The organism is Pseudomonas paracarnis (assembly GCF_904063055.1).
Classification (GTDB): Bacteria; Pseudomonadota; Gammaproteobacteria; order Pseudomonadales; family Pseudomonadaceae; genus Aquipseudomonas; species Aquipseudomonas paracarnis.
The window spans coordinates 73,482-89,349 of sequence record NZ_CAJFCN010000011.1 but is presented as its reverse complement, the minus strand read 5'-3'; the positions used below and the strand labels follow the sequence as shown (position 1 = coordinate 89,349).

The following is a 15,868-nucleotide window of genomic DNA, read 5'->3' as shown; positions in this document are numbered from 1 at the left end:
CTGATCCTTTGTAGGGCGATTCTGGTTATTTAGTAAGGATTACTAAGCATATGCTGTTTTCATACCGAGGTGCCCTACGTGCGGGGTTGGTGTACCTGCTGGTTTCCATCCTTTGGCTCCAGCTCAGCCATTACCTATTAATCAACTTTATCGATGAACCCTTGGAGCAGGGACGCTGGCTGCAAGCGCGCGGTTATGTGTGGGTCAGCCTCAGCGCCTTGCTCATTTACTGGATAGGCTGGCGTTTTGCCCGTGCCCATGCGTTGCAACAACCCCTGAAAGAGAACCGCGAGCGCCTGCGTCAGGCCGCTGCGGTGTTCGATTGCACCCGCGAAGGGGTGCTGGTCACCGATACCCAGGGGCTGATCGTGCACGTCAACCGCGCGTTTATGGAGATCACCGGCTACCAGCGCGACGACGTGATGGGCCAACGGCCAAGCCTGTTCAAGTCCGGACGCCACTCGGCGCATTTCTACCAGCAAATGTTCCATGCCCTGCAAAGCACCGGCGAGTGGAGCGGCGAAATCTGGAATCGACGTAAAAGCGGCGAGGTGTACCCCCAGTGGCAAACCATCCGCGTGATTCACGATGACCAGGGCCAGGTCAGCCACTACGTGGCGGTGTTTTCGGACATCAGCGCCATGAAGAACTCCGAGCACGAATTGGCGCACCTGGCACACCATGACCCGCTCACCGACCTGCCCAATCGCCTGCTGTTCACCGATCGCGCCGAGCAGGCCCTGGCCTCCGCGCAGGTGCATAAACGTGGCTGCGCCCTGCTGTTGATGGACCTGGACCACTTCAAGATCATCAACGACAGCCTGGGCCATAACGTTGGCGATCAATTGCTCAAGTTGGTGGCCGAACGCCTCAGCGGCCTGTTTGGGCCGGGGGTTACCCTGGCGCGCCTGGGAGGCGACGAGTTTGCCGTGCTGGCCGAAAGCTGCCCGCAGGTGGTGCAAGCGGCGGCCTTGGCGCAGCGCATGCTCAACGCCATGAAGGATCCGTTCATTTTTGACGGCAACCAGCTGTTTATCAGCGCCAGTATCGGTATCAGCCTGTTCCCCAGTGACGCCCTGAGCGCCGAGCAATTGCTGCGCAACGCCGATTCCGCGTTGTTCAAGGCCAAGAGTGCTGGGCGCGAAGGCTACGCGTTGTATACCGAAGAGCTGACCGCCCACGCCCAACACCGGGTAGAAATCGCCGGCGAGCTGCGTCGCGCCCTCGACCAACATGAGCTGCGCGTGTATTACCAGCCGGTGCACGACCTGCACGACAGCCGTTTGGTCGGCGTTGAAGCACTGGTGCGCTGGCAGCACCCGGAACGCGGCCTGGTACCGCCGGGCGAGTTCATCCCCATCGCCGAGCGCACCGGGTTGATTGCCGACATCGATGCGTGGGTGATGGACCAGGCCTGCCGCCAGATGTGCCAATGGCTGGCCGACGGCGCGCCGCTGAGCTTTATCGCAATCAATGTCTCCAGCCGCCTGTTTGCCCGGCGCGAGCTGTATGAGCAAGTGGCCCAAGTGCTGCACACCACTGGGCTGGACCCGGCCTTCCTGGAGCTGGAAGTCACCGAGAGCGCCGTGATGGACGACCCGGAAGTCGCGTTGGAGCAACTGCACCGCCTGCGCGAACTGGGCCTGCGCCTGGCGATCGACGACTTTGGCACCGGCTATTCCTCGTTGCTGCGCCTCAAGCGTCTGCCGGTGCAGAAGCTCAAGATCGACCAGGGCTTTGTGGCGGGCTTGCCGTGGGACGAAGACGACGCGGCGATTGTGCGCGTGGTGATCGCCCTGGCCAAAAGCATGGGCATGCAGGTGCACGCCGAAGGAATTGAGCAGGTGGAACAGGCGCGGTTCCTACTGGATCAGGAATGCGACATGGGCCAGGGGTACTGGTTTGGACGGCCCATGCCGGCTGATGAAATCGACTGGACCCGAGCACCTCTGATCCGCCAGGACTGACTCGGTCAATGTGGGAGTCGGGCTTGCCCGCGAAGGCGGTGTGTCAGTCGCTGCATGTGTTACTGCACCACCGCTTTCGCAGGCAAGCCAGCTCCCACAGGGTTCTGCGGCGACTGTGCATGAGCGTTTTTTCTGTGGAAACCCTTGCAACCCCATGCCCTATCAAAAAATTCTTTCTGGTTATATAAACATTCTTAAATAGTATTTTTAAGAATATCCGCGCTTATCTACTATCGCCCTCACGCCGCAAGCAGTGCCGCCACTGCCAGGCACTACTCATTTTCAGGAGCGAGACCATGAGCGCATCTCTACGTAGCGTTGACGGCCAGGACGAAGCAGCCATTTTGCGTGAAATCCAGAGCGCCCTGCGCGACCTGCGGTTTGGCGCGGTGGAAATCACCGTACACAACGCCCAAGTGGTACAGATCGAACGCAAGGAAAAATTCCGTCTGCAGAACCCCGGTAACAAACCGAGCTGAGCAAGAACGGCGATAGACCCGCAATTACAAGAAAAGCCAACACTCAAGAATTTCAGGAGCTTCTATGTCGTCGATTCGCCGTTATGCCTTGGCCGCATTGGCCAGTGCCGTGTTTGCCGGTTCCGCCGTTGCCAAGGACTACGAGTTGCTCAACGTCTCGTACGACCCCACCCGTGAGCTGTACCAGGATTACAACGCTGAGTTCACCAGCTTCTGGAAACAGTCCCACCCCGGCGACAACGTCAAGATCCAGCAGTCCCACGGTGGCTCGGGCAAGCAAGCACGCGCAGTGATTGACGGCCTGCGCGCCGACGTAGTGACCCTGGCCCTGGCCGGTGACATTGATGAAGTCGCCAAGCTGGGCAAGACCCTGCCGGAGAACTGGCAGACCCGCCTGCCGGACGCCAGCACCCCATACACCTCCACCATCGTGTTCCTGGTGCGCAAGGGCAACCCCAAAGGCATCAAGGACTGGGGCGACCTGATCAAGAAAGACGTGTCGGTGATCACGCCCAACCCGAAAACCTCCGGCGGTGCACGCTGGAACTTCCTCGCCGCCTGGGCCTACGGCCTCAAGGCTGGCGGCAGCGAAGCCAAGGCCCAGGAATACGTCAAAGAGCTGTTCAAGCACGTGCCGATACTGGACACCGGCGCGCGCGGTTCTACCATTACCTTCGTCAACAACGGCCAGGGTGACGTGCTGCTGGCGTGGGAAAACGAGGCGTTCCTGGCCTTGAAGGAAGACGGCGGCGCCGACAAGTTCGACATCGTCGTGCCTTCCCTGTCGATCCTGGCGGAACCGCCTGTGGCCGTTGTGGACAAGAACGCCGAGAAAAAGGGCAACACCGAGATCGCCACCGCGTACCTCAACCACCTGTACAGCCCGGCGGGCCAGGAGATTGCGGCGAAGAACTTCTACCGTCCACGGGATGAAAAAGTCGCCGCCAAATACGCCCAGCAGTTCCCGAAACTGGACCTGGTGACTATCGACAAAGACTTCGGCGGCTGGAAAACTGCCCAACCGAAATTCTTCAATGACGGTGGCGTGTTCGACCAGATCTACACGGCGCAATAAGCCAAAGTACCTGTAGGGGCCTGACTTTCTGTAGGGACTGGGCTGGTGTGGGAGCTGGCTTGCCTGCGATAGCATCACCATGGTGTGGCTGATACACCGAGGTGCCTGCATCGCGGGCAAGCCCGGCTCCCACAGAAAAGCCAGCTGCCACAGAACGCACGCTCCTACAGTGGTTTCTACCCTTTAACCAAGGACTCTTATGTCGCGTCGTATCTCCCCCGTCATACCCGGCTTCGGGCTGACGCTGGGCTACACCGTGGTGTACCTCAGCCTGATCGTACTCATCCCCCTGGCGGCGATGTTTGTACACGCCGCTCAACTCACCTGGGATCAGTTCTGGAACATCATCTCCGCGCCTCGCGTGCTGGCGGCCTTGAAGCTGAGCTTCAGTACCGCGCTGTACGCCGCACTCATCAACGGTGTGATTGGCACTTTGTTGGCCTGGGTGCTGGTGCGCTACACCTTCCCCGGGCGCAAGGTCATCGACGCGATGATCGACCTGCCGTTCGCCCTGCCCACCGCCGTCGCCGGTATCGCGCTGACGGCGCTGTACGCGCCCAACGGCCTGGTCGGCCAGTTTGCCGCCGACCTGGGTTTCAAGATCGCCTACACCCCCCTGGGTATCACCCTGGCGCTGACCTTCGTCACGTTGCCCTTCGTGGTGCGCACGGTGCAGCCGGTGCTGGCCGATATCCCCCGGGAAATCGAAGAGGCCGCCGCCTGCCTCGGCGCCAAGCCGTTGCAGGTGTTCCGCTATATCCTCGTGCCGGCATTGTTGCCCGCCTGGCTGACCGGCTTCGCCCTGGCGTTTGCCCGAGGCGTGGGTGAGTACGGTTCGGTGATCTTCATCGCTGGCAACATGCCGATGAAAACCGAAATCCTGCCATTGCTGATCATGGTCAAGCTCGACCAATACGACTACCGCGGCGCCACCTCCATTGGTGTGCTGATGCTGGTAGTGTCCTTTGTCTTGCTGCTGCTGATCAACCTGTTGCAGCGGCGCATCGAACGTCCATAAGGAGGCGCGGAACATGTCCCAATCGTCTATTTCCGCCGCGTCCTCGGCCAACGCCGCCCGGCGTGGCAGTGCGACCTCGCGACGTATCCTGATCGGCCTTGGCTGGCTGGTATTCGTCCTGTTTCTGCTGCTGCCATTGCTGGTGGTGGTGTCCCAGGGCTTGAAGAACGGCCTCGGCACGTTCTTCACTGCAATCCTTGAACCCGACGCGCTGTCGGCGCTGAAACTCACGGTGATCGCCGTGCTGATTTCGGTGCCGCTCAACCTGGTGTTCGGCGTCAGCGCCGCCTGGTGCGTGAGCAAGTACTCGTTCCGTGGCAAGAGCATCCTGGTCACGCTGATCGACCTGCCGTTCTCGGTCTCGCCGGTGATCGCCGGCCTGGTGTACGTGTTGATGTTCGGCGCCCAGGGCTTCTTCGGGCCGTGGCTGCAAGAGCATGACATCCAGATCGTGTTCGCCCTGCCGGGCATCGTGCTGGCGACCATCTTCGTCACCGTGCCGTTCGTGGCCCGTGAGTTGATCCCGCTGATGCAGGAGCAGGGCACCCAGGAAGAAGAAGCCGCGCGCCTGCTGGGCGCCAATGGCTGGCAGATGTTCTGGCATGTCACCGTGCCGAACATCAAGTGGGGCCTGATCTACGGCGTGGTGCTGTGTACGGCGCGGGCCATGGGTGAGTTCGGCGCGGTGTCGGTGGTGTCCGGCCACATTCGCGGCGTCACCAACACCCTGCCGCTGCATGTCGAGATTCTCTACAACGAATACAACCACGTTGCCGCGTTTGCGGTGGCCAGCCTGTTGCTGATCCTGGCGCTCTTCATCCTGCTGCTCAAGCAGTGGAGCGAGAACCGAATCAACCGCCTGCGCAACAGCGCGGGTGAGGAATAAGTCATGTCGATCGAAGTCCGTAATGTCAGCAAGAACTTCAACGCCTTCAAGGCCCTGGACAGCATCAACCTGGATATCCAGAGTGGCGAGCTGGTGGCGTTGCTGGGCCCGTCCGGCTGCGGCAAGACCACGTTGCTGCGCATCATTGCCGGCCTGGAAACTCCGGATGCCGGCAGCATTGTGTTCCATGGCGAAGACGTTTCCGGCCACGATGTGCGTGATCGCAACGTGGGCTTCGTATTCCAGCACTACGCGTTGTTTCGCCACATGACCGTGTTCGACAACGTCGCTTTCGGCCTGCGCATGAAACCGAAAAACCAACGCCCCACCGAAAGCCAGATCGCGAGCAAGGTTCACGAGCTGCTGAACATGGTGCAGCTCGATTGGTTGTCCGACCGCTACCCGGAACAACTTTCCGGTGGCCAGCGCCAGCGTATCGCCCTGGCCCGCGCCTTGGCGGTGGAGCCCAAGGTTCTGCTGCTCGACGAGCCGTTCGGCGCCCTTGATGCCAAGGTGCGTAAAGAACTGCGCCGCTGGCTGGCGCGCCTGCACGAGGACATCAACCTGACCTCGGTCTTCGTGACCCACGACCAGGAAGAGGCCATGGAAGTCGCCGACCGTATCGTGGTGATGAACAAGGGCGTGATCGAGCAGATCGGTTCACCGGGCGACGTCTACGAAAACCCGGCCAGCGACTTTGTCTATCACTTCCTGGGGGACTCCAACCGCCTGCATTTGGGCGAAGACAAGCACCTGCTGTTCCGTCCCCACGAAGTGTCGTTGTCACGCCATGAACTGGAAGATCACCATGCGGCGCAAGTGCGGGATATTCGGCCGTTGGGCGCGACTACTCGCGTGACCTTGAAGGTCGAAGGCCAAAGCGAGTTGATCGAGGCCGAAGTGGTGAAAGACCATGACAGCCTCACCGGGTTGGCGCGGGGCGAGACCCTGTTCTTCAAACCCAAGGTCTGGCAAAAAGCCTAATAACACTGCAAAACCCTTGTGGGAGCCGGGCTTGCCCGCGATGGCGGTGTGTCAGTCGACAGTTATGCCAACTGATCCACCGCCATCGCGGGCAAGCCCGGCTCCCACATTGGATGTTCAGTACTTGTTAGACCGTGGCGTTTTTCCCGCGTACTGCCACCGGCCCAGAGCGCTCTTCAATCTGGCGCTTGAGGTCCTGCCGCAACCCCAGCAAAAACGCCAACTCCGCCACCACAAACAACGGCCCTACGATCAGCCTCGACACATCATCCACAAACGCAGGCTTCCTGCCTTCGTAGTAATGCCCGACGAACTGAATCACCCAGCCAACCACAAACATCCCCACGCCGCTGCTCAGCCACACCGCCGTGCTTTGCGCCGCCAGCACATGCCCGGCCCACACCGACAAGCCCATCAGCACCGTCATCAACACGCCCAAGGCCAGTTCCAGGCGCAGATAAAACCACGCCGAAAACAACGCCAGCAGTACCGCAGGTGATAGCCACAGCCCGCCCATCGACCATTCGGGGCGCGACAGCAGCACGGCCACCGCCACCACAATCAACGGAATACCGATGAAGTGGCTGGCGATGTTGCGTGGGTCGCGGTGGTACGCGGCGTATTGACTGAGATGGTCGACGAGGCTTTTCATTGTTGTTCCTCCTGTAGGATGTTTGATCATGCCCTGTCAGTCGGTGCCTAACTGTCAATTGGGCGACAATCTTCGGAGTTCGCATGGACACAGGGACATGGCACGCGCAATTGGCTCGCGGTCATTGGTTCAGCCATTTGCCGCCTGACTTGCAGCGTAGCCTGCTGGGGGCGGCGCGGTTGCGTGTGCTGACGGCGGGGCAGTACCTGTTCAAGCGCGGTGACCCGCCGTGCGGCGTGTATGCGGTGCTGGAAGGCACGGTGCGCATCAGTGCGGTCAGTGCCCAAGGCAAGGAAGCGGTGTTGAGCCTGGTGGAAACGCCCTACTGGTTCGGCGAGATCTGCCTGTTCGACAACCTGCCGCGCACCCACGATGCCTTGGCCACGGGTGCTTGCAGACTGCTGCAGGTGCCGCAGGCGGCGATGCTCGGCATTCTCGAACAGCATCCGCTGTTCTGGCGGGAGATGGCACTGTTGATGAGCCATAAACTGCGGCTGTCGTTGATCAATATCGAACAGATGAGCCTGATGCCCGCTTCAAAGCGCCTGGCCCATCGGCTGCTGATGATCGCCCAAGGCTATGGCGAAGTTGAGCAGGCGCGCCGCGTGCTGCAACTGCCCCAGGAGGATCTGGCGGCAATGCTGGGCCTGTCGCGCCAGACCATCAACAGTCTGCTCAAGGCGCTGGAGCAACAGGGCATTATCGGCTTGAGTTACGGCGCCATCGAGATACGCGACCTCAATGGGCTGCGGCTGGCCGCGGGCCTATGAACCGCGATAGGTGGAGAAGCCGTAAGGGCTGAGCAGCAGCGGAATGTGGTAATGCTGGTCGGCCTGCTTGACCTGGAAAATCACCGGCACCTCGGGGAAGAACGTCTCGCGGTTCGCCTTCTTGTAGTAATCGCCGGTCTTGAACACCACGCGGTACTCGCCCGGCTGCATGCTGCGGTTGGCCGGGAACAGCTCGGCGATGCGGCCTTGCTGGTTGGTCACACCTTCAGACAGCGACTGCCATTTATCGCCCACGTGCTGTTCCAGGGTCACGTTGACACCGGCGCTTGGCAGGCCGTTTTCCAGGTTGAGTACGTGCACGCTCAGGGGGTTGCCGTCGGCCAGGGCCAGGTTGCACAGGCCACTCAAGCTCAGTGCGGCAAGGGTCATGCTCAAGGTTTTCATCGCGAAGTCCTTTTGAGGGAAGTGGAATCAAGGGGTGATTTTCAAGCCCAGTTGCTCGGCGGCTTGTACGGCGCAGGCTTCATCCTGCGCGGCGCCACCGGCACCGGCGATGCCCAGCGCACCGACCAGTTCGGCATCGGCAAACAGCGGCACGCCGCCGCCGAGCAACAGCAGCTCGGGCACGCTGTTGAGGTTGGCGGCCTCGGGGTTATTACGCGCCCGTTCGGCAAACAGCCGGGTCGGGGTTTTTGTCGACAGCGCCGTGTACGCCTTGCGTTGGCTGGCGAGGCTGTTGTGCGGGCCGACACCGTCAGCGCGCAGGCCCAGCAACAGGTTGCCACCGCGGTCGAGGACGGTCAGCGCCGCGGTGCAGTGGGCCAGGCTGGCGTCGGCCAGTTGGCGAGCGGTGTGCAGATCCAGCTCGGCATGGCGTGGTAATTGTGGTGCCGCCTGGACGACGGTGGCCACGGCGAGGCTCAGGAACAAGGCAGTGCGGTACATAGTGAGGGCTCCAGAAAGCAGGCCAACACGGTAACCAGCGGACGCGGACAAAAGCCGCACAATTGGATGACAGGTTTGTAATCAAACTCAGGAGTTTGTGGTGGTTGTACCGGCCTCATCGCAGCGATGCGGCGACCCGACAAGCCAGCTCCCACATGATGTGAACCCATTCCCCTGTGGGAGCTGGCTTGCCTGCGATGAGGCCCTTCCTACTGCAACCCCTCGCGAAACTGCCCCGGCGTCATCCCCGTCCAGCGCTTGAACGCACGATTGAAACTGCTGGTATCGGCAAACCCCAGCAAATGGCTGATCTCGGCCAGTGAGCACTGCGGGTCACGCAGGTGCAATAACGCCAGGTTTTGCCGGCACTCATTGAGCAAGGCGTCGAATCGACAGCCTTCATCGGCCAGATGCCGCTGCAAGCTGCGCAAGCTCAAGTGCAGCGCTTGGGCAATACGTTCGGCGCTTGGCTCGCCGTCTGGCAATTGCGCCTCGATGGCGGCGCGCACCTTGCGTTCCCAGGTCAACGGTTGCAGTTGGGCGAGGGTGCGCTTGAGCACGGTTTCGTTGTGTTCGGCCAGCTCCGGGTTGGCGTCGTCCAGATGGCTGTCGAAATCGCTGGCGGCGAATTCCAGGCGGTCTTCGTCGGCGGCAAACCATACCGGCGCGCGAAATACCCTGTGCCACGGCTCGGGGTCGGCGGGTTCCGGGCGCCGCAGGTAAACGGCCAACGGCGCATAGTCGCGACCCAGGCGGTTGCGACAGGTGCGTACGTAGATCGCCGCAAAGGCATCAATCGCTTCCGGCGCGGGCGCGGGGCTGCCTGGAGGTTGGAGCAGGCGAAAACGGTAGATGTCGCCGTGGCGGCTCAGCTCCAGGTCCAGGGCATCACTGACCACCTGGTGATAGCGCACGATGCGCTCGAACACCTCGCGCAAGCTGCCGCTGGCCACCAATGCGTAACCCAGCGCATGAAAGGTGGTGGGGCTGACAAACCGCGACACCCGCAGCCCAATCGCCGGGTCGCCACTGGCCTGTACCGCCAGCGTCCATAGGCGCGTGGTGGCCGACAACCGATAGCGGGCGTTGGGGTCGTCCATCTGCTGCGGGTCCAGCCCGGCTTCGGCGCACAGCGCGGCGCTGTCGAGGCCCAGGGCGTCGAGCTGCTTGCGCAGGGCACGGGTCCAGCTGGCGAGGGAAGTGGGTTCGGTCATGGCAATTGGCGCTTGTGGTCAACAGATTGGCGTGCGCGGCTAGCGTCCTGCGCTAGGGTTAGGTGCAGGATTCAGGCATCACTTCACAAGAGAATGGAAGCATGGACGGTACTTCTGCAAGCCCCCAGCCGTTGAACGCGCAACAGCGTTCGGCGCATATCCGCGAGGTCGTGATGGCCGAAGGCGTGCGCTTGCGCCAGCGGCACCCCTGGTTGTTGCATCAGGACGCACTGGGCGCAGGCATCCTGGCCTTTGCCCTGCTGGGCATGTTCGGCTCGGCAGCGCTCTATATCAGCGGTCATATGGCCTGGTGGGTGTGTCTGCTGCTCAATGCCTTCTTCGCCTCGCTCACCCATGAGTTGGAACACGACCTGATCCACAGCATGTACTTTCGCAAGCAACGCGTGCCCCACAACCTGATGATGGGCCTGGTATGGCTCGCACGGCCAAGCACCATCAACCCATGGATACGCCGGCACTTGCACCTCAACCATCACAAGGTCTCGGGCACCGAGGCCGACATGGAAGAGCGCGCGATCACCAATGGCGAACCCTGGGGCATCGCGCGGTTGCTGATGGTGGGGGACAACATGATGTCAGCCTTGATCCGTCTGTTGCGCGCCAAGACCTGGCCGCACAGGTTCAGCATCCTCAAGCGCGTGCTGCTGGTGTACGCACCGCTGGCCTTGCTGCATTGGGGCGCGTGGTACGTCTTCCTGGGCTTTCATGCCGCCAATGGCATTGCCAGTTTGATGGGCGCGCCCATTCAGTGGTCAGCCGGTACCTTGCAGGTGATGCAGGTGATCGATATCGCTGCGGTGGTGATCATCGGCCCGAACGTGTTACGCACCTTCTGCCTGCACTTTGTCAGCTCCAACATGCATTACTACGGCGATGTGGAACTGGGCAATGTGATTCAGCAAACCCAAGTGCTGAACCCTTGGTGGCTGTGGCCGTTGCAGGCGTTCTGCTTCAATTTCGGCAGCACCCACGGCATCCATCACTTTGTGGTGAAAGAACCGTTCTACATCCGCCAGATGACCGCCAAGGTGGCGCACAAGGTCATGGCCGAGATGGGGGTGCGCTTCAATGATTTGGGCACCTTTGCCCGCGCCAACCGCTTCGAACGACGTGAGCAGGCACACAGCGATTTAGCTCACCTCAGCAGGCAATAAACGCCAGGGGCAAATCGCGAATCTGTTCGCGCACGGGTGGTTGGTAGTGGTCATCGCTGATCAGTTCGTGCAGCAGTTCTTCGCGCAGTTGGTGGAATTCAAAGCTGCTGCGCTGGCGTGGATGGGGCAGGGCGATCTCGACTATTTGCTTGATGCGCCCGGGCCTGGGCTCCATCACCACCACGCGGTCGGCGAGGAAAATCGCCTCTTCCACGTCATGGGTGACCAGCACCGTGGTGATTCTGGCGCGGGCGCGAATGGCCAACAGTTCATCCTGCATCTGCTGGCGGGTCAGCGCGTCGAGGGCGCCGAAGGGTTCGTCCAGCAACAGGATGCGCGGGCTTGCCACCAGGCCGCGGGCAATCGCCACCCGTTGCGCCATGCCGCCGGAGAGTTGGTGGGGGTAGGCGCGGGTGAAGTCAGTCAGGCCCACCAACTCGATAAAATCACCGATGCGCCGCGTGCGTTCGGCTTCGCTCAGCGGCTCGTTGACCAGGCCCAGGCCGATGTTTTGCGCCACGGTCAGCCACGGGAACAGGCGGTGCTCCTGGAACACAATACCGCGTTCGCCGCCGATCCCGCTGACGGCGTTACCATCCACCTGGATCTCGCCGCGATACTGCGTATCGAGCCCCACCAGCAGGCGCAGCAGGGTGGACTTGCCGCAACCGCTGGCGCCGACAATCGCGACGAATTCCCCTTCGGCCACCTCCAGGTTGAATTCGCGGATGGCTTCCAGTTCGAAGCCATCGACGTCGAAGGACTTGCCCACGTGGTTGAAGCTGACAATTGGTGCGTTCATGCGTGTCTCCAGCGAGTGGCGCGGGTTTCGAGGCGTTGGCCGAACAGGTTGAGGGTGGCGCCGGTGAGGCCGACCAGCAGCATGCCGCTCATGATCAGGTCCATGCGCAGCAGCTGTTGGGCGCCGATCATCAGGCTGCCGATGCCGCCATTGGAGGGCATGAAATATTCGGCGCCGAGGGTGCCCATCCACGCGTAGATCAGGCTCAGGCGCAGGCCGGCGAAAATCCCCGACGCGGCACCCGGCAGCACCAGGCGGCGCAGGCGTTGCCAGAGGTTCAGCCGCAGCACCTGCGCGGCTTCGCGCAGCTGGGGTGACAGGTTGAGCACGCTGCGCTGGGTGGCAATAAACAACGGGAAGAAGGCGGCGAGGGCGATAAACACCCACTTGGCCAACTCACCCAGGCCGAACCAGGCGGTCAACAGTGGCACCCAGGCGAAAATGGCAATCTGGCGCAACGCGGACAAGGTTGGGCCGAGCAGTCGTTCACTGCGCCGCGACAACCCCAGCCACAAGCCCACGGCAAAGCCCAGGCTGCCGCCGAGCAACAAGCCGCCCAGGGCCCGTCCCAGGCTTTTGCCCAGGGCGGTGGTCAAGCTGCCATCCAGCACGCCGGCCAGGATGGTTTGCAGCACGGCCCAGGGGCTGACCAGAATGTTCGGGTCTACCCAGCCCTGTTGCGTCGCGGCCTGCCACAGCGCCAACAACAGCAAGGGTAACAACCAGGGCTGCAGGCGTTGCCAGCCTTCATAGCGTGGCCCGCGGCGGATCTGTGCGGTGGCGGGGTGGGGCCAGTGCACCCACTTGCGATCCAGCCAGCCGATGCCGCGGTCCATCACCACACCCAGCACGCCAATGACCACGATGCACACGAAGACGATATCGAGCATGAACAACTGGCGCGCCCACACCATCAGGTAGCCGATGCCTTCGCTGGAGGCCAGCAGCTCCACGGCCAGCAGGGAGGTCCAGCCGGCGGCCAGGGCCAGGCGTACGCCGGCCATGAACGCAGGCAGTGCGGCGGGCAGGACCAGGCGGCGGATCAGCAAATGGCCAGGCACGCGCAGTACACGGGCGGCTTCGCGCAGGTTGGGCTGGGCGTCGCGCACGCCCACCAGGGTATGCAGGGTCACGGGCACCACGATGGCCTTGACCAGCACCACCAGCTTGAGGGTTTCGCCAATGCCGAAAAACACCATGAACAGCGGGATCCAGGCGAGGGTCGGCACTTGCGCCAGCGCGCTGAACGTCGGGAACACCAAGCGCTCGGCGCGCGCACTGAAACCCAGGGACGCGCCGAGTATCGCGCCGGCACTGACACCGGCCAGCAGGCCCCAGAACAAGCGCTGCAAGCTGATCGCCAGATGGCTCCATAACTCGCCAGCGGCCAACTCCACCGCGCTGTTCCACACCAGGGCGGGGGTGGGCAGAATCTGCTCGCTCATCCAATGATTGCGGCTGGCCAGCCACCATAAGGCAAACAGCGTGAGCGGCAGCAGCCACGGCAATAAACGCTGGCCCAGCTGCGCCCAGCGCGGCGCGATGCCTTTAGACGGGGCCGCCAGCGGCAGGCTCAGAAGTGAAATCCGGGCCATGGAAGACCTCCGAATGCGTTATGTGATTTCGATCTTACAAAAGCGTGATCAAGATGATTGTGAGATAAGAAAAGTCATTTAAAGCCTCACGCCGCCACGCATCCAATGCATTCGAAGAATATTTTCGATGCTGTTTATGCATATGCCTCTGGAGGCTGCGGGTTAGCTTGCATATTTCTAAATGCTATTAAATTGTGAATTTATAGTATTTAAAGTTTTGTTCAGTCTATGCCTACTTTTTGCTCCCCAGGCGACCGTCGCCCACCAGGAGCTGCGCTTATGAAACTGCCCTTTAAACGTCTGATCAGCCTGTTCGCCGGCACCGCCCTGGCCGGGTTGGTGCATGCCGCCGACCTCAAGGAAATCCGCATCGCAGTGCCCGACCTCAGTGCCGGCAGCCAGCACAGCGGCGGTGGCATCACCGACGTGTTGCGTGAACAGCAGATCTTTGAAAAAGCCTTTGCCGAGCAAGGCATCAAGATCCAGTGGAATTACTTCAAGGGCGCCGGTCCGGTGATCAATGAAGCGTTCGCCAACGGCCAGGTGGACCTGGCCTATCTGGGCGACCTGGCAGCGATCATCGGCCGCTCCAATGGCCTGGATACGCGGCTGCTCAGCGCCTCTGCACGGGGAGTGAAACACTACCTCGGCGTGGTGCCGGGCTCCGGCATCAAGACCTTGCAAGACCTCAAGGGCAAGCGCGTGGCGGTGTTCCGAGGCACGGCCAGCCAGTTGTCGTTCGACAGCGCATTGGCCAGCCAGGGCTTGAGCGAGAAGGACCTTAAGGTGATCAACCTGGACTTCAACGCGGCCGCTGCCGCCCTGGCCGCCAAGCAGATTGACGCCACCTGGGGCGGGTCCACCCTGACGGCGTTGCAGGCCAAAGGTTTGGCAGAAATACCGCTGACCACCAAGGACCTGGGCGATGCCGGCAGCATCCAGGCCGTGCTGGTGGGCAGCTCCAAATTCGTCGATGAACACCCAGACGCAGTGGCCACGTTGCTCAAGGCCCAGCAGCAAGCGGTGCAGTGGTTGACCGATGACAACAACAAACAGGCGTACATCGCACTGGTGTCAGGGCTGGCCAGTTACCCGCCGGTGATCCTCACCAATGATTTGAAAGACCAGAAACTCAGCGAAGTTTTCCCCTCGACCCTAGACCCGGTGTTCCTGGGCAAATTGCAGGATGCGGTGGACTTGGCGTCCAGGGAGAAGTTGATTCGCAAGTCGTTTCAGGTGAGTGATTGGGTGGCGCCTGGGCTGGTGGCGGCAGGGCTCTGAGCTTGTCGGTGCCTGGGCTATCGCTATCGCAGGCAAGCCAGCTCCCACACTTGAATGTGTTCAACGCTCAAATGAGGGAGCGGGCTTGCCTGCGATGAGGCCCTTCAAACCGCCACACTGACCTGCTGGCTATCCACCTCCACCAAGGTCTCGATCATCGCCTTCGCCGCCGGCGACAACCGCGACCCCGTGCGGCTGACGATCCCGCAGCGTGCGCTCAGGGTGTCCATGTGCTGCGGCAAGTTGCGCCAGTGCAGCAGCACCAGCGCCCCCCTGGCAATGTCCTCTGCAAAGGCTTCTTCAGTGCCGACGCCGATGGCATTGGTTTGCAGCACGATGCTCACCAGTGCCGGGAAGTGCTCGGTCTGAATACTGGGTGAAAAATCCATACGCCCACTCAGGTTCGCCAGCAGTTTGCGAATGCCTTGGGAGATCAGCGGCGCCGCCAGCGGGTAGTCGAACATATCGTTGGTGGACAGGCTGTCCTTGGCCAGCAAAGGGTGGCCGGGTCGGCAGAAAAACACCCCGCGTTTGGGGGTGAGTGCGCGGGTCTGGAAATTCGGGTCGGCCTCGAACTGACGGATGTCAGCGATAAAAAAATCGATCTCTTCACGGCTCAGGCGGCGGCTGAGGGTTTCCCAGTTATCCACCTGAAACGTGGTACGGATTTTCGGGTGGGCGTTGATAAACCGCGCCACCGCATCCGGCACCAGTTTCACGGCTGGCGCCGGGCCGCAGCCGAAACGCAGGTCGCCGGCGTCGAGCTTGGTCATGCGCGTCACTTCACTGCTCAGCAGCGCTGCACCATGCACCAGGCTCAGGGCGTGCTGCAACACCACCTGGCCTTCCGGCGTGGGGCGCAAGTCCTTGTGGCCACGGTCTACCAACACGCAACCGAACTCCTGTTCCAGCCCCTGGATACTGCGGCTGAACGCTGGTTGGGTGATGCCCATAGCGTCCGCGGCACGCACGAAACTGCGGTGTTCGTTGAGGGCGATGAAGTAGCGCAGTTGGCGAAGATCCATATGCTTTCCCGGCATTTTAAAAATAGGTCGAAGGCATTT

Annotated in this window: 16 protein-coding genes; 9 read left to right on the top strand and 7 right to left on the bottom strand. The window is 61.6% G+C overall.

Translation table 11 applies throughout. The features are described 5' to 3' along the window. Nucleotides 1-50: 50 nt before the first annotated feature. The 6 genes from dibA to JMV15_RS21510 all read left to right on the top strand — a co-directional run bounded on the left by dibA (nt 51) and on the right by JMV15_RS21510 (nt 6,409). A complete protein-coding gene (gene dibA / locus JMV15_RS21535; protein WP_019819917.1) occupies nt 51-1,967 on the top strand; it encodes a phosphodiesterase DibA in 1,917 nt (638 codons plus the stop codon). Between the two features lie 296 nt (nt 1,968-2,263). Beyond that, nucleotides 2,264-2,446, top strand: a complete 183-nt coding sequence (oscA, locus tag JMV15_RS21530) for a sulfur starvation response protein OscA (protein WP_003170956.1) — start codon at nt 2,264-2,266, stop codon at nt 2,444-2,446. Between the two features lie 64 nt (nt 2,447-2,510). After that, the gene (locus JMV15_RS21525; RefSeq protein WP_014716420.1) at nt 2,511-3,521 is read left to right on the top strand and encodes a sulfate ABC transporter substrate-binding protein; all 1,011 of its coding nucleotides are present in this window, start codon (nt 2,511-2,513) and stop codon (nt 3,519-3,521) included. Nucleotides 3,522-3,720: 199 nt separating this feature from the next. Further along, nucleotides 3,721-4,539, top strand: coding sequence for a sulfate ABC transporter permease subunit CysT (gene cysT / locus JMV15_RS21520; RefSeq protein ID WP_003187564.1), 819 nt, complete (start codon nt 3,721-3,723; stop codon nt 4,537-4,539). Between the two features lie 13 nt (nt 4,540-4,552). Then, a complete protein-coding gene (gene cysW, locus JMV15_RS21515) occupies nt 4,553-5,425 on the top strand; it encodes a sulfate ABC transporter permease subunit CysW (protein ID WP_014716421.1) in 873 nt (290 codons plus the stop codon). Nucleotides 5,426-5,428: 3 nt separating this feature from the next. Further along, nucleotides 5,429-6,409, top strand: a complete 981-nt coding sequence (locus tag JMV15_RS21510) for a sulfate/molybdate ABC transporter ATP-binding protein (RefSeq protein ID WP_014716422.1) — start codon at nt 5,429-5,431, stop codon at nt 6,407-6,409. Between the two features lie 127 nt (nt 6,410-6,536). On the opposite strand, the gene JMV15_RS21505 is transcribed toward JMV15_RS21510, so the two are convergent. After that, nucleotides 6,537-7,061: an Mpo1 family 2-hydroxy fatty acid dioxygenase gene (locus JMV15_RS21505; protein ID WP_038448447.1), complete on the bottom strand. Its 525-nt coding sequence runs from the start codon at nt 7,059-7,061 to the stop codon at nt 6,537-6,539. A gap of 83 nt (nt 7,062-7,144) precedes the next feature. Between JMV15_RS21505 and JMV15_RS21500 the strand changes: the two genes are divergently transcribed. Beyond that, a complete protein-coding gene (locus JMV15_RS21500) occupies nt 7,145-7,831 on the top strand; it encodes a Crp/Fnr family transcriptional regulator (protein ID WP_014716424.1) in 687 nt (228 codons plus the stop codon). Here the strand turns inward: JMV15_RS21500 and uraH are convergent. The 3 genes from uraH to JMV15_RS21485 form a co-directional block, all read right to left on the bottom strand. After that, on the bottom strand, nt 7,826-8,236 hold the full coding sequence (uraH, locus tag JMV15_RS21495; protein ID WP_014716425.1) for a hydroxyisourate hydrolase: 411 nt from the start codon (nt 8,234-8,236) through the stop codon (nt 7,826-7,828). The genes JMV15_RS21500 and uraH overlap by 6 nt on opposite strands. A 27-nt stretch (nt 8,237-8,263) precedes the next feature. Further along, nucleotides 8,264-8,737, bottom strand: coding sequence for a GlcG/HbpS family heme-binding protein (locus JMV15_RS21490; RefSeq protein ID WP_038448449.1), 474 nt, complete (start codon nt 8,735-8,737; stop codon nt 8,264-8,266). A gap of 209 nt (nt 8,738-8,946) precedes the next feature. Next, nucleotides 8,947-9,951, bottom strand: a complete 1,005-nt coding sequence (locus tag JMV15_RS21485) for an AraC family transcriptional regulator (RefSeq protein ID WP_019819904.1) — start codon at nt 9,949-9,951, stop codon at nt 8,947-8,949. Nucleotides 9,952-10,052: 101 nt separating this feature from the next. Here JMV15_RS21485 and JMV15_RS21480 point away from each other — a divergent pair, with 101 nt between their 5' ends. Then, nucleotides 10,053-11,126 (top strand): fatty acid desaturase, encoded by a 1,074-nt coding sequence (locus JMV15_RS21480; RefSeq protein ID WP_038448451.1) that lies wholly within the window; start codon nt 10,053-10,055, stop codon nt 11,124-11,126. Here JMV15_RS21480 and JMV15_RS21475 read toward each other — a convergent pair. Beyond that, nucleotides 11,113-11,928: an ABC transporter ATP-binding protein gene (locus JMV15_RS21475; RefSeq protein ID WP_020302213.1), complete on the bottom strand. Its 816-nt coding sequence runs from the start codon at nt 11,926-11,928 to the stop codon at nt 11,113-11,115. The genes JMV15_RS21480 and JMV15_RS21475 overlap by 14 nt on opposite strands. Next, the gene (locus tag JMV15_RS21470; protein WP_201491913.1) at nt 11,925-13,523 is read right to left on the bottom strand and encodes an ABC transporter permease; all 1,599 of its coding nucleotides are present in this window, start codon (nt 13,521-13,523) and stop codon (nt 11,925-11,927) included. Before JMV15_RS21470 ends, JMV15_RS21475 begins: the two co-directional genes overlap by 4 nt. A gap of 279 nt (nt 13,524-13,802) precedes the next feature. Here JMV15_RS21470 and JMV15_RS21465 point away from each other — a divergent pair, with 279 nt between their 5' ends. Next, nucleotides 13,803-14,804, top strand: coding sequence for an ABC transporter substrate-binding protein (locus tag JMV15_RS21465; protein ID WP_106111751.1), 1,002 nt, complete (start codon nt 13,803-13,805; stop codon nt 14,802-14,804). 104 nt (nt 14,805-14,908) lie between these two features. Here the strand turns inward: JMV15_RS21465 and JMV15_RS21460 are convergent, their stop codons facing one another. After that, a complete protein-coding gene (locus JMV15_RS21460) occupies nt 14,909-15,829 on the bottom strand; it encodes a LysR family transcriptional regulator (RefSeq protein ID WP_106111752.1) in 921 nt (306 codons plus the stop codon). Between the last annotated feature and the right edge of the window lie 39 nt (nt 15,830-15,868).